This window comes from Enterobacter huaxiensis (assembly GCF_003594935.2).
Lineage (GTDB): Bacteria > Pseudomonadota > Gammaproteobacteria > Enterobacterales > Enterobacteriaceae > Enterobacter > Enterobacter huaxiensis.
The window spans coordinates 4,640,741-4,653,982 of sequence record NZ_CP043342.1 but is presented as its reverse complement, the minus strand read 5'-3'; the positions used below and the strand labels follow the sequence as shown (position 1 = coordinate 4,653,982).

12 protein-coding genes are annotated in these 13,242 nt (G+C 55.1%); 7 read left to right on the top strand and 5 right to left on the bottom strand.

The window, feature by feature from the left end; genetic code table 11:
- Window positions 1-54: 54 nt before the first annotated feature.
- Window positions 55-888 carry a protein bax gene (locus D5067_RS22170; protein WP_119938250.1) on the top strand — a complete coding sequence of 278 codons (834 nt, stop codon included), beginning with the start codon at window positions 55-57 and terminating at the stop codon, window positions 886-888.
- Between the two features lie 39 nt (window positions 889-927).
- Here the strand turns inward: D5067_RS22170 and xylR are convergent, their stop codons facing one another.
- From xylR to xylF, 4 genes are all read right to left on the bottom strand, one after another.
- On the bottom strand, window positions 928-2,106 hold the full coding sequence (gene xylR / locus D5067_RS22165) for a D-xylose utilization transcriptional activator XylR (protein WP_119938215.1): 1,179 nt from the start codon (window positions 2,104-2,106) through the stop codon (window positions 928-930).
- Window positions 2,107-2,140: 34 nt separating this feature from the next.
- Complete coding sequence (gene xylH, locus D5067_RS22160; RefSeq protein WP_119938216.1) at window positions 2,141-3,322, bottom strand: xylose ABC transporter permease XylH; 1,182 nt, start codon at window positions 3,320-3,322, stop codon at window positions 2,141-2,143.
- Window positions 3,300-4,841: a xylose ABC transporter ATP-binding protein gene (locus D5067_RS22155; protein WP_119938217.1), complete on the bottom strand. Its 1,542-nt coding sequence runs from the start codon at window positions 4,839-4,841 to the stop codon at window positions 3,300-3,302. The genes xylH and D5067_RS22155 overlap by 23 nt, the downstream gene beginning before the upstream one ends.
- Window positions 4,842-4,913: 72 nt before the next feature.
- Entirely contained in the window at window positions 4,914-5,906 is a 993-nt protein-coding gene (gene xylF / locus D5067_RS22150; protein ID WP_119938218.1) for a D-xylose ABC transporter substrate-binding protein, read from the bottom strand.
- A 372-nt stretch (window positions 5,907-6,278) separates the two neighbouring features.
- Here xylF and xylA point away from each other — a divergent pair, with 372 nt between their 5' ends.
- The 4 genes from xylA (at window position 6,279) to D5067_RS22130 (ending at window position 10,690) form a co-directional block, all read left to right on the top strand.
- Window positions 6,279-7,601, top strand: coding sequence for a xylose isomerase (xylA, locus tag D5067_RS22145; RefSeq protein WP_119938219.1), 1,323 nt, complete (start codon window positions 6,279-6,281; stop codon window positions 7,599-7,601).
- Between the two features lie 71 nt (window positions 7,602-7,672).
- Window positions 7,673-9,127, top strand: coding sequence for a xylulokinase (xylB, locus tag D5067_RS22140; protein WP_119938220.1), 1,455 nt, complete (start codon window positions 7,673-7,675; stop codon window positions 9,125-9,127).
- Window positions 9,128-9,230: 103 nt separating this feature from the next.
- Window positions 9,231-9,770, top strand: coding sequence for an isochorismatase family protein (locus D5067_RS22135; protein ID WP_119938221.1), 540 nt, complete (start codon window positions 9,231-9,233; stop codon window positions 9,768-9,770).
- A complete protein-coding gene (locus tag D5067_RS22130) occupies window positions 9,770-10,690 on the top strand; it encodes a GlxA family transcriptional regulator (protein ID WP_119938222.1) in 921 nt (306 codons plus the stop codon). The genes D5067_RS22135 and D5067_RS22130 overlap by 1 nt, the downstream gene beginning before the upstream one ends.
- Here the strand turns inward: D5067_RS22130 and D5067_RS22125 are convergent.
- Window positions 10,683-11,678: an acyltransferase gene (locus D5067_RS22125; protein WP_119938223.1), complete on the bottom strand. Its 996-nt coding sequence runs from the start codon at window positions 11,676-11,678 to the stop codon at window positions 10,683-10,685. The two genes, D5067_RS22130 and D5067_RS22125, sit on opposite strands and share 8 nt — an antisense overlap.
- 184 nt (window positions 11,679-11,862) lie before the next feature.
- On the opposite strand from D5067_RS22125, the gene D5067_RS22120 reads away from it, so the two are divergent.
- Window positions 11,863-12,168 carry a YsaB family lipoprotein gene (locus D5067_RS22120; RefSeq protein ID WP_119938224.1) on the top strand — a complete coding sequence of 102 codons (306 nt, stop codon included), beginning with the start codon at window positions 11,863-11,865 and terminating at the stop codon, window positions 12,166-12,168.
- 161 nt (window positions 12,169-12,329) lie between these two features.
- The gene (gene glyQ, locus D5067_RS22115; RefSeq protein WP_006177784.1) at window positions 12,330-13,241 is read left to right on the top strand and encodes a glycine--tRNA ligase subunit alpha; all 912 of its coding nucleotides are present in this window, start codon (window positions 12,330-12,332) and stop codon (window positions 13,239-13,241) included.
- The last annotated feature ends 1 nt before the right edge of the window (window position 13,242 follow it).

Here is a 13,242-nt window from a genome sequence, read left to right as displayed (position 1 = left end):
AAATTTGTGAAAAAAATAAGGTGTTGGAATGCATATATCCGACCAGGAGACCTAATGATATCGACTCCCATTCGACGATATGGGGCCGCGATACTCATGTTACTCACCACGGCATTTTCGGGTGAGGTGCTTGCTAAGACGCACACGGATACAACGAGTAAGAAAGCCCACGTCATAAAGACGACAAGTACAAGTAGTAGTAAGGTTAGCAGTAAACAAGAGTATTCTCGCAATAGTGCAAAGAGTAGTTCACTTCCTGATTTGCGAAAATACCCTTCCGGGACACCAAGGAAAAAAGCGTTTCTCCGGACGGTAATGCCTTATATTACAAGTCAAAACTCTGCGATTACCGCGGACCGTAACTGGCTGATCTCAAAACAGTACGATAGCCGCTGGTCGCCGTCTGAGCGCACGCGTCTCAAAGACATTTCAAAACGCTATAAAGTGAGCTGGAACGGCAACACGCGTCGCGTGCCGTGGAACACGCTGTTAGAACGCGTGGACATTATTCCTGGCAGCATGGTAGCAACGATGGCTGCAGCCGAAAGCGGCTGGGGCACCTCTAAGCTGGCCCGTAATAACAACAACCTGTTTGGCATGAAATGTGCCAAAGGTCGCTGTTCTAACGCGCCGGGCAAGGTGAAGGGCTATTCACAGTTTGAGTCAGTTAAAGATTCCGTGAATGCTTACGTGGTAAACCTGAATACGCACCCGGCTTACTCCTCGTTCCGTAAGTCACGTGCCCAGCTGCGTAAAGCGGATCAGGAAGTGACTGCCAGCACGATGATCCACAAGCTGAAGGGGTATTCCACTCAGGGACAGCGCTATAACAACTATCTGTTTGCGATGTACCAGGATAACCAGCGCCTGATTGCCGCACATATGTAATTCACCCAAACGCCTTCCTTCAGAAGGCGTTTTGTTTTTTTAAATCAGCACTTCGCTGTAGCGCTCCCGATACTCCTTCGGCGTGGTCTCATACTCCTTTCTGAATACCGAATAAAAATACTGCAGCGACGGGTAGCCGCACATCTGTGAGATCTCGTTGATGGACAGCGACGTGGAGATGAGCAAACTGCGCGCTTTCTCCAGTTTTTCCGCATGGATCACCGCGTGAATAGTTTCACCCACTTCCTCTTTAAAGCGTTTTTCCAGATTCGAGCGAGAGATGCCCACGGAATCCAGGACCTGATCAACCTTGATGCCTTTACAGGCGTGGTTGCGAATGTAGTGCATGGCCTGAATAACGGCCGGGTCATTTAAGGAGCGGTAGTCAGTGGAGCGACGCTCTACCACGCGAACGGGGGGGACGAGCAAACGCTGCAGCACCAGGGATTCGTTATCAAGCAATCGATGAAGTAGCTTTGCGGCCTGATAGCCCATCTGGCGGGTTCCCTGCGCCACGGAGGAGAGCGCCACGCGCGACAGGTAGCGCGTTAGCTCTTCGTTATCGATACCAATTACGCACAGCTTTTCAGGCACCGGAATATGCAAATGTTCGCAGACCTGAAGCACGTGGCGGGCGCGCGCATCCGTTACGGCAATAATCCCGGTCTGCGGCGGCAGCGTTTGCAGCCAGTCTGCCAGGCGGTTTTGCGCGTGCTGCCAGTTCTCCGGCGCCGTTTCCAGCCCCTGATAGACCACCCCGCGGTATTTCTCCTGCGCTACCAGCTGGCAGAACGCGTGCTCCCGCTCTACCGCCCAGCGCTTGCCGCTGGACGCGGGAAGCCCGTAAAAGGCAAAGCGATGCACGCCTTTCTCTTTTAAATGGAGGAACGCGGCTTCGACCAGTGCATGGTTATCGGTGGCGATGTAGTGGACCGGCGGATAGTTCTCGGGCGCATGATAAGAGCCGCCGACGCCCACGATGGGGACGTCGACGTCAGTGAGCAACTGCTCAATGACCGGATCGTCATAATCGGCGATGACGCCATCACCCAGCCAGTCTTTGATGTTCTCCAGACGGGTGCGGAAATCTTCTTCTATAAAGATATCCCACTCTGATTGCGACGCCTGCAAATATTCACCAACTCCTTCAACCACCTGGCGGTCGTAGGCCTTGTTGGCATTGAATAACAACGTAATGCGGTGACGCTTCTCAAACATGGCTCACTTTCCCAAATAGGTAACGATACTGTTCTCAGGCACGTCGCTTGGTGGCAGAGTCCATCCAGACTGCCAGCAACAGAATGGCACCCTTGACGATATACTGCCAAAACGTCGGGACGTCCATCATACTCATCCCGTTATCCAGCGAAGCCATAATAAATGCGCCCATCACCGCACCCGCCACGCTGCCGACGCCGCCGGCGAGGCTGGTACCGCCGATAACGCAGGCCGCAATGGCATCCAGCTCTGCAATGTTCCCTGCGGACGGTGAACCTGCCCCCAGGCGTGAGCTGAGGATCAGGCCCGCAATCGCGACCATCAGGCCGTTGATGGCAAAGACGGCGAGCTTGGTGCGCTCCACGTTGATGCCCGACAGACGTGCCGCCTCAAGGTTGCCGCCGATAGCATAAATACGGCGGCCGAACGCGGTGCGCGTGGCCATAAACATCCCGCCCAGCAGCAAGAGGGCCAGCAGCAGGACGGGCGTCGGGACGCCGCGGTAGTCGTTCAGCAGCCAGATAGCCCCGAGCACAATCACGGCCGTCAGCGCCTGGCGGCCCACAACGGCGGTTGAAGCCGGTGACGCCAGACCCAGCGCCTGACGGCGCATACGTCCACGCCACTGCCACGCGACGAACACCATCAGCCCCAGCACGCCGATCGTAAAGCCCACGCCATCGGAGAGGTAGCTCTGACCAATCTGCGACATTGACGCGCTGGTAGGGGAGACGGTGGTGCCGTTGGTAATGCCAATTAAAATGCCGCGAAAAGCCAGCATGCCCGCCAGGGTGACGATGAATGACGGGACCTTGCGATAGGCTACCCACCAGCCGTTCCACGCACCGAGCACCAGGCCCAGCACCAGCGTGACGGCAATCGTCAGCGGCAGCGGCCAGCCGAGCCAGACGTCAAAGATCGCCGCCACGCCGCCAAGCAGGCCCATCATAGAGCCTACCGACAGGTCAATTTCCGCGGAGATAATCACAAATACCATCCCCACGGCCAGAATGCCGGTGATGGCGGTCTGGCGCAGCAGGTTAGAGACGTTACGCGCGCTTAAATAAGAGCCGTCGGTCATCCAGGTGAAGAACAGCATGATGGCGATAATGGCCGCGATCATCACGAAAACCTGCAGGTTCAGCGCTTTTAGCCCCGCGAACGCACCGGGCACCGGTACAGTGACTTTACTTTCAGACAGGTTGCTTTTCGACATGGCGTTCGCTCCTTAAAGCGGCTTCCATCACCTGCTCCTGCGTCAGGTTCTGGTTAATCAGGTTGGCTTTCAGTTTCCCTTCGTGCATGACCAGCACGCGGTCGCTCAGGCCCAGCACTTCGGGCAGTTCAGACGAGATGACAATGACGGCAATCCCTTGCTGCACAAGCTGATTAATCAGTTTGTATATTTCATACTTTGCGCCGATGTCGATCCCGCGCGTCGGTTCATCAAGGATTAAAATGCGTGGGTTGAGGAGCAGGCAGCGCGCCAGAATGGCCTTCTGCTGGTTGCCGCCGCTTAGTCGTCCAATCGCCAGTTCCGGTGAGGAGGTTTTCACCTTGAGCCTGGCGAGCGACTGAAGAATACACTGCTGCTCTGCGGCATCGTCGAGGCTGGTGAGCGTGCCGGAGAACTGATTAAGCGCGGCGAGCGTAATGTTTTTCCCCACCGCCATCAACGGCACGATGCCGTCTTTTTTGCGATCTTCTGGCACCATGGCGATCCCCTGCGCAATCGCCTGCTGGCAGTTATCGATTTTCACCGGCTGGCCGTCGATATAAATGCTCCCTTCCCAGCGCCCCGGCCACACGCCGAAAAGGCACTGCACGGCCTCGGTTCGCCCTGCACCGACCAACCCCGCAATGCCGAGGATCTCACCGCGATGCAGTGAGAAGGCGATATTGTTCACCCGCTTGATGTGGCGGTTGACGGGGTGCCAGGCGGTGAGGTTTTCAACGCGTAAGATCTCCTCCCCGACGGTATGGGGTTCGTTCGGATAAAGTGCAGTGAGTTCGCGTCCGACCATCATGGTGATGATGTCATCTTCACTCATGCCTGTGGCTTCGCGCGTGCCGATGTGCTGCCCATCGCGGATCACGCAGATGGTGTCCGAGATGGCCTTCACCTCATTAAGCTTGTGCGAAATATAAATACAGGCGATCCCGTGGTTTTGCAGGTCCCGGATGATGTTAAGCAGAACAGCGGTTTCCTGTTCGGTGAGCGAGGCCGTGGGTTCATCAAGGATGAGCAGCCTCACCTGTTTGTTCAGCGCTTTGGCGATCTCCACCAGCTGTTGCTGACCCAGGCCTAAGTCGCCCACGCGGGTATCGGGCGAGATGGCGAGGCTCACCTGAGCCAGCAGCTTTTCGCAGCGTAGCGTCATGGTGTCGTAATCCAGCACGCCGCGGCGTGAAATTTCGGCGCCGAGGAAGATGTTTTCCAGCACCGTGAGGTGCTTCACCAGCGCCAGCTCCTGGTGAATAATGGCAATGCCTTTACGCTCGGTATCGCGAATATGCGTGGCCTGGATTACCTCGCCGGCAAAGAGTATTTCACCCTCGTAGCTGCCGTGCGGATAGATACCGCACAGCACTTTCATCAGCGTTGATTTGCCCGAACCGTTTTCGCCGCACAGCGAAACCACTTCACCAGGGTTCAGCCGCAGGCTTACGTTATCGACCGCTTTCACCGCGCCAAAGGCTTTAGTGATGCTTTTCATTTCCAGTAAATAAGGCATAACTGCTCCACATGACCCGAGGGAAGAACAGGACAAGGCAATGCGCCCCCGCTGAGCAGGGGCAACGCGGGATTACAGTTCACTCTTTTTGTGGAAGCCGTCTTTCACCACGGTGGCGTCAATGTTCTCTTTATTGACTTCAATAGGGGTGAGCAGGCGGGCAGGGACGTCTTTGAGCCCGTTGTTCAGAGAGGCATCGGCTTTCGGTTGCTGACCGTTACCCAGCTCCACGGCAATCTCCGCGGCGGTATTTGCAAGCTCGGTAATGGGCTTATAGACCGTCATGGTCTGGGTTCCGGCGATAATGCGCTTCACGCCGGCCAGGTCGGCATCCTGACCGGATATCGCGACTTTCCCGGCAAGACCCTGTGCGCTAAGGGCCTGAATGGCACCGCCTGCAGTGGCATCGTTGGAGGCCACAACCGCATCGATTTTGTTGTTGTTCGCCGTTAACGCGTTTTCCATAATTTTCAGCGCGTTTTCGGGGAGCCAGCCATCGGCCCACTGATCGCCGACCACTTTAATTTTACCCTCATCAATATAAGGCTTGAGGACCTTCATTTGTCCTTCGCGGAACAGTTTGGCATTGTTATCCACCGGCGAGCCGCCCATCAGGAAATAATTGCCCTGTGGCACTTTATCAATCAGGCTTTTGGCCTGTAATTCACCGACTTTTTCATTGTCGAAAGAAATATAATAATCGATGTCCGCATTATTAATCATGCGATCGTAGGCCAACACTTTTATGCCTTCTTGTTTTGCCTCTTTCACCACGTTACTGAGTACCTGGCCGTTGTACGGGATAATAACCAGTACGTCGACGCCGCGGTTGATCATATTCTCAATTTGCGACATTTGTGTTTCTTCGTTGCCGTTAGCCGACTGAACGAACACCTCTGCGCCAAGTGATTCTGCTTTTTTTACAAAAATATCGCGATCTTTTTGCCAGCGCTCCAGGCGCAGGTCGTCGATCGCCATACCGATTTTGACCTCTTTGGCGTGCCCGGCGAAGCTGGCTAGCAGGAGAGTAGTGCAGAGAGTAAGGGACAGGTTCTTTATCTTCATAATTATTAGGCCTTTTTGTAGGGGTATGTGTTGCTGAGATAAAAGAAACATTCACTGCTGAGACGCAGCAAATTTTTAACGTGGAAAGGCCTGCTGGCAATTACAGTTTTTTACCTTCTCATTACGATATTTGGTTTATTTCTGAATTTATGACCGCGATCGGATTTTAAAATGCGTAACTTATTAATTACATTTGATTCTGGAATATGCGCCGAAAAATAGTTTGCTTGCGCATTATTTTGCGAGCCAGCGCACAGTTGTGCATTCTCTCAATAGCAGTGTGAAATAACGTAATTGAGCAACGTCGAATGTCTATTCACTATTAACGCAAGACGCACTACTTCGCCGCATACCCTGATTATGGAGCTCAATATGCAAGCTTATTTCGACCAACTCGATCGCGTTCGTTACGAAGGCCCGAAAACGGCTAATCCTTTAGCTTTTCGTCACTACAACCCGGATGAGCTGGTGCTGGGTAAGCGTATGGAAGATCACCTGCGCTTTGCCGCCTGTTACTGGCATACCTTCTGCTGGAACGGTGCCGATATGTTCGGGGTTGGTGCATTTGACCGTCCGTGGCAACAGCCGGGTGAGGCCATTGAACTGGCGAAACGTAAGGCGGATGTCGCATTTGAATTTTTCCACAAGCTGAACGTACCGTATTACTGCTTCCACGACGTGGACGTGTCGCCGGAAGGGGCATCACTGAAAGAGTATCTGAACAATTTCGCCCAGATGGTCGACGTACTGGCTGCAAAACAGCAGCAAAGCGGCGTTAAGCTGCTGTGGGGCACGGCAAACTGCTTCACCAACCCACGCTACGGTGCAGGTGCGGCAACCAACCCGGATCCGGAAGTGTTTAGTTGGGCAGCCACTCAGGTCGTGACCGCCATGAACGCTACGCATCAGCTGGGCGGTGAGAACTACGTTCTGTGGGGCGGCCGCGAGGGCTATGAAACCCTGCTGAACACCGACCTGCGTCAGGAGCGTGAACAGATTGGCCGCTTTATGCAGATGGTGGTCGACCATAAGCACAAAATCGGTTTCCGCGGTACGCTGCTGATTGAACCGAAACCGCAAGAGCCAACGAAGCATCAGTATGACTATGACGTTGCGACCGTGTACGGCTTCCTGAAACAGTTCGGTCTGGAAAAAGAGATCAAAGTGAACATTGAGGCCAACCACGCGACGCTGGCGGGCCACTCTTTCCACCACGAAATTGCCTCCGCCATTGCGCTGGGCATCTTTGGTTCTGTGGATGCAAACCGTGGCGATCCTCAGCTGGGCTGGGATACCGATCAGTTCCCGAACAGCGTGGAAGAGAATGCGCTGGTGATGTACGAAATCATCAAAGCGGGTGGCTTTACGACCGGCGGCCTGAACTTCGACGCTAAGGTGCGCCGTCAAAGCACCGATAAATACGACCTGTTCTACGGCCACATTGGTGCGATGGATACCATGGCGCTGGCCTTGAAAATTGCGGCTCGCATGATTGAAGACGGCGAACTGGATAAACGCGTTGCGAAGCGTTACAGCGGCTGGAACAGTGAGCTGGGCCAGCAAATTTTGAAAGGGCAGTTATCGCTGGCTGAAATCGCGAAGTACGCTGAACAACATCATCTGGCGCCGCAGCATCATAGCGGGCATCAGGAGCTGCTGGAAAACCTCGTAAACCACTATCTGTTTGATAAGTGATTTAGCTGAAGATGCACGTAGGCCCGGTAAGCGTTAGCGCCACCGGGCATTTCTGTTAAAGGAGCACCGTAATGTATATCGGGATCGATCTTGGCACATCGGGCGTGAAAGCCATCCTGTTAAGCGAGCAGGGCGACGTCTTAGCCACGCAGACGGAAAAACTGCAGGTCTCACGTCCGCATCCGCTATGGTCGGAGCAGGACCCGGAGCAGTGGTGGCAGGCGACGGATCGCGCAGTTAGCGCATTGGGCGAGCAGCACAGCCTGCGGGAAGTAAAAGCGCTGGGCATCGCCGGGCAAATGCACGGAGCAACGCTGCTGGATAGCCAGCACCGTGTGCTAAGACCCGCCATTCTCTGGAACGACGGCCGCTGTGCGCAAGAGTGTGCGATCCTGGAGGAGCGAGTAACTACATCCCGTCAGATCACCGGCAACCTGATGATGCCGGGCTTCACCGCACCAAAACTTTTGTGGGTACAACGTCATGAGCCGGATATTTTCCGCCAGGTGGCGAAAGTCTTACTGCCAAAAGATTATCTGCGCTTTCGCATGACGGGCGACTTCGCCAGCGACATGTCCGACGCTGCGGGGACCATGTGGCTTGACGTGGCGAAACGCGACTGGAGTGAGGCAATGCTCAGTGCTTGCCACCTGACCCGCGACCACATGCCTGCACTGTTCGAAGGCAGCGAGATTACGGGGACGTTACAGCCATCCCTTGCGGAACGCTGGAACATGCCTGCCGTGCCGGTCGTTGCCGGAGGCGGGGATAACGCGGCAGGAGCCGTCGGTGTCGGGATGGTCGAAGCAGGGCAGGCCATGCTTTCCCTGGGGACCTCAGGCGTCTATTTTGCCGTTAGCGACGGGTATCGCAGCAACCCAGAAAGCGCGGTTCACAGCTTCTGCCACGCACTGCCGGGTAAATGGCATCTGATGTCGGTGATGCTGAGTGCGGCCTCCTGCCTTGACTGGGCAGCAAAATTGACCGGTATGGCGGATGTTCCTGCCCTTATCGAAGCCGCGCAGCGGGCAGATGAAAGTGCCGGTGCGGTCTGGTTCTTACCCTACCTTTCCGGCGAGCGTACGCCGCACAACAATCCGCAAGCGAAAGGGGTGTTCTTTGGGTTAACGCATCAACACGGCCGGGCAGAACTGGCGCGTGCGGTTCTGGAAGGCGTGGGGTATGCGCTGGCTGACGGGATGGACGTGGTGCATGACTGCGGCCTGAAACCGGCAAGCGTCACCCTGATTGGCGGCGGCGCGCGAAGCCCGTACTGGCGGCAGATGCTGGCGGATATCAGCGGATTACAGCTGGATTTTCGCACCGGTGGCGATGTCGGGCCTGCGCTCGGCGCAGCGCGCCTGGCGCAGATAGCCATGAACCCGGAAAAACCGCTTCCTCAACTGTTGCCGCAGCTTACGCTTGAACAGGCGCATTTGCCTGACGCGGCACGCCACGCGCGTTACGCGGAAAGGCGCGACGTGTTCCGCAAAATCTATCAGCAGCTGCTGCCGATGATGTTGTAAACACGCTTGTCCGACAGAGGCACGATGATGTCCTTTTTTGGTCTGTGCGTGCCTTCGTTTCCTTGCCAGTATGGTGTCACACCCACTGGCGAGAAGATCTATCATGTCACGCATTGCATTAATCAATATCGATACTCAGCAGTCATTTCATCATCGCAATTACTGGCAGGAAGACGATATTCCAGCCTTTCAGCAGGCAATGCTGGGGCTGATTGAAGGCTGTAAAGCGCGCGCTATTCCGGTCGTTGATATTTTTCATGTTGATGAAGACGGTCCCTTCACGCTGCAAAGCGGCTATGTCAAACCGATGGCCTTTTTGCGTCATCAGCCGGATGTGGTTTTCCAGAAACACGTCCATAATGCCTTCACGGATACTGGGCTTGATCGCTGGCTGCGCGAGCGCGATATCAACCAGCTGATCGTGTGCGGCATTCGCACTGAACAATGCTGTGAAACCACCGCCCGGGTGGCATCCGATCTGGGTTATGCTGTGACCTTTGTGAGCGAGGCAACGCTAACGTTCCCTATGACGTACAAGGGTATTACCCTTAGCGCAGCGGAAATTCGCCATCGTACCGAAACGGTACTGGCCGGGCGTTTTGCCGAGATTAAAACGGTAGCGGAGACGCTGGAGTCACTGTAATGCGCATCGACGTCTGGTTCGTGATGATGCCCGGGGTGCTGTCGTTAGATTTGACCGGCCCGGCTGAGACCTTTGTGCTGGCAGGCGACGCGTTTCGTCTGCACTACATTGGCCCGCAACCTGAGGTTTTGACGTCGATAGGCCTGACGATGAGCGGCATTAAGCCGCTGCCCGAAAGCCTGCCTCCCGGCAGCCTGCTGGTGCTGCCGGGAGTGAGCGACTCCCGCTGTCAATTCTCCACGCCGCAGGCGCAGCAGATCCAGCACTGGCTGATGCGCCTGCAGCCGCAGATCCAGCGCCAGGATATCACCGTGATGTGCGTCTGTTCAGGGGCGCTGCTGGCGGCGAACTCGGGCCTGCTGAACAACAGACAGTGCACAACCCACCATGACGTTATTAGCCGTCTGCGCACCGCGGCTTCCACGGCGACGATTAAAGAAAACCGGATATTTGTGCAGGATGAGAATATCTGGACCAGCGCCGGGATCACGTCGGGCATCGATCTGGCGCTGCATATGATTAACCGCCTGTGCGGTCCCGAAAAGGCGCTGGCCGTTGCGCGTGAGATGGTGGTCTGGTTCCGCCGTTCCGGTGACGATCCTCAGCTATCTCCGTGGCTACGCTATCGCAATCATCTTCATCCGGCCATCCATCGGGCGCAGGATGCGCTTACCGCCGAGCCGCAAAAAGCCTGGACCGTGCCAGATATCGCCGGAAAGGCGCACGTCAGCCCGCGTCATCTCACCCGGCTTTTCCAGCTACATTTAGGGATTAGCGTTCGCGATTACCTGGAGCAGCTGCGTCTGGCGGTGGCGGAGCAGTGGCTTTTGCAGGGGCGCGGCGTGGAACAGGCTTCACTGGCGGCAGGGTTTTCCTCCCCGCGCCAGTACCATCGCGCCCGGCAGCGAAGCGTTAACTGACGAAGCGGCGCGTATCGATTTTTTGCAACAACATCGACAGCAGCAGGCTGACAACCAGCGTAGCGGTAAATATCCAGACAATATCCAGCACCGGCCAGCTTTTTAGCTCAACGCCACGAGTGCGCAGGGCGTGGATCACCAGCGCGTGAAAACCGTAAATCCCCAGCGAGTGGCGCGAGATAAATCCCAGTACCGGAAGCGGGCGATTATTCAGGGTATTTTTGACGAGCGTCAGCAGGGCAACCGCGCAGATGAAGACCATCGGACCGCAGTACAGGTACCAGGTGTCGGCAAAGTTGCCGCGCCACTGCAGCTCGTGCAGCGTCCCGCGAGAGATAATAAACACGCCAACGATAAACGCCGCCGCGCACAGCCAGTTCATCCCCTTTCTTCGGGTGTCCATCATGCCGATAGCGCGACCCAGCATGCCGTACAATACGTAGTAAAACGTATCGCCGTTGATATAGAGATTAACGGGCAGCCACTCAAAGCCATCAATTTTCTGCGAGACGGTATTCGGGTTTGCCACAATTCCAATGACGACCATCAGCCCCAGCAGCATTTTACCGCTGACGTTTTTTACCTGAATTAACGGTGAAACCAGATAAATGACGATTATCGCGAAGAAAAACCACAGATGATAGAACACGGGTTTTTGCAGCAGATTGGTTAGAGAAAGTCCCGCGTTAATGGAGGTGAACAGCGTGATATAAACCAGCGCAATAGCGCTGTAAAACAGCAAACACGATGCAATGCGGATAAAATGCCTCGGCTGGGCGCTACGCTCGCCAAAAAAGAGAAAGCCGGAAATCATAAAGAACAGCGGGACGCTCACGCGGGAAGCGGAGTTAAGGATATTGGCGATATCCCAGTTTACGTGGCTGATACTGTGTGCGTTCGTGATGTACCAGGTGGTCGTGTGGATCATCACCACCATCAGACAGGCTATTCCCCGCAGATTATCAATCCAGCTAATTTTTGACGGCATCAGTTCCTCTTGCTCCTGATAAAAAGAGTGTGACTCCCATTGTTTAAAAGTCTTCCCTTGGAAAAATCTGAGTTTTATTCGACAGGCTTGTCGGGAAGCCGCGAGATTCGCAGAATGCCCAACCGTAATCTATAAAAAGCGTTGATACTAAAAATAACAGCCACTGACCAGGCCGGTAATAAAAATGATGATGAAGCGTGTGGCGTCACTCTTTCTGCTCGTACTCCTTGCAGGATGCAGTGCATCGCAGGAAGCCCCTGAGCAAAAAGCGCAGCAGGGGAAAATCAGTCCGGAACGTTCACTGAACATGGAGCAGCTCTGCAAAGATCGGGCGGCTCACCGCTATAATTCCGAGGTGCAGAAAATCAGCGTCACCGGGTTCGAGCGTTTTCAGGGCAGCTATGAGCTAAAGGGGTATACCGCGCGTAAAGAAGGCTTTGTCTGTTCTTTTGACGCGGACGGCCAGTTTTTGCATCTCTCGATGCGCTAATCTGCTCGTATAATCAGCAACCAGAGCGCTCAGGTGCTCTGGCGTAAAGGCTTATTTCCCCAATTTTCCCTAAACAACCCCGTTTCGTACTGTATATCTTGCAGCCAGCGGGTATACTGATCCCTTCCATTTAAAACCACACGTATCCAGCACGAAATACTATGCAAAAGTTTGATACCAAGACCTTCCAGGGCCTGATCCTGACCTTACAGGATTACTGGGCTCGTCAGGGCTGCACCATTGTTCAACCTTTGGACATGGAAGTTGGCGCAGGCACCTCGCACCCAATGACCAGCTTACGCGCGTTGGGGCCGGAGCCAATGGCGACCGCTTACGTGCAGCCATCCCGTCGTCCGACCGATGGCCGTTACGGCGAAAACCCGAACCGTCTGCAGCACTATTATCAGTTCCAGGTGGTCATTAAGCCATCACCAGAGAACATTCAGGAGCTGTACCTCGGGTCACTGAAAGAGCTGGGTATGGACCCGACCATCCACGACATTCGCTTCGTGGAAGATAACTGGGAAAACCCAACGCTGGGTGCCTGGGGTCTGGGCTGGGAAGTGTGGCTGAACGGCATGGAAGTGACCCAGTTCACTTACTTCCAGCAGGTTGGCGGTCTGGAATGTAAACCGATCACGGGTGAAATCACCTACGGTCTGGAACGTCTGGCAATGTACATTCAGGGCGTAGACAGCGTTTACGACCTGGTCTGGAGCGACGGCCCGCTGGGTAAAACCACCTACGGCGACGTGTTCCATCAGAACGAAGTGGAGCAATCCACCTATAACTTCGAATACGCGGACGTGGACTTCCTGTTCACCTGCTTTGAGCAGTACGAGAAAGAGGCGCAGCAGCTGCTGGCGCTGGAAACTCCGCTGCCGCTGCCTGCCTACGAGCGTATTCTGAAGGCCGCCCACAGCTTCAACCTGCTGGACGCCCGCAAAGCGATCTCCGTGACTGAACGTCAGCGCTACATTCTGCGTATTCGTACCCTGACCAAAGCCGTTGCAGAAGCGTACTATGCGTCCCGTGAAGCCCTTGGCTTCCCGATGTGCAACCGAAACAAATAAG

Excerpts from the sequence above, each read along its gene's own strand:
- xylR (WP_119938215.1), bottom strand. The coding sequence starts at position 2,106 with ATGTTTGAGAAGCGTCACCGCATTACGTTGTTATTCAATGCCAACAAG.
- D5067_RS22135 (WP_119938221.1), top strand. The coding sequence starts at position 9,231 with ATGTCACGCATTGCATTAATCAATATCGATACTCAGCAGTCATTTCAT.
- D5067_RS22170 (WP_119938250.1), top strand. The coding sequence starts at position 55 with ATGATATCGACTCCCATTCGACGATATGGGGCCGCGATACTCATGTTA.
- D5067_RS22120 (WP_119938224.1), top strand. The coding sequence starts at position 11,863 with ATGATGATGAAGCGTGTGGCGTCACTCTTTCTGCTCGTACTCCTTGCA.
- xylA (WP_119938219.1), top strand. The coding sequence starts at position 6,279 with ATGCAAGCTTATTTCGACCAACTCGATCGCGTTCGTTACGAAGGCCCG.
- glyQ (WP_006177784.1), top strand. The coding sequence starts at position 12,330 with ATGCAAAAGTTTGATACCAAGACCTTCCAGGGCCTGATCCTGACCTTA.
- xylB (WP_119938220.1), top strand. The coding sequence starts at position 7,673 with ATGTATATCGGGATCGATCTTGGCACATCGGGCGTGAAAGCCATCCTG.
- D5067_RS22155 (WP_119938217.1), bottom strand. The coding sequence starts at position 4,841 with ATGCCTTATTTACTGGAAATGAAAAGCATCACTAAAGCCTTTGGCGCG.
- xylF (WP_119938218.1), bottom strand. The coding sequence starts at position 5,906 with ATGAAGATAAAGAACCTGTCCCTTACTCTCTGCACTACTCTCCTGCTA.
- xylH (WP_119938216.1), bottom strand. The coding sequence starts at position 3,322 with ATGTCGAAAAGCAACCTGTCTGAAAGTAAAGTCACTGTACCGGTGCCC.
- D5067_RS22130 (WP_119938222.1), top strand. The coding sequence starts at position 9,770 with ATGCGCATCGACGTCTGGTTCGTGATGATGCCCGGGGTGCTGTCGTTA.
- D5067_RS22125 (WP_119938223.1), bottom strand. The coding sequence starts at position 11,678 with ATGCCGTCAAAAATTAGCTGGATTGATAATCTGCGGGGAATAGCCTGT.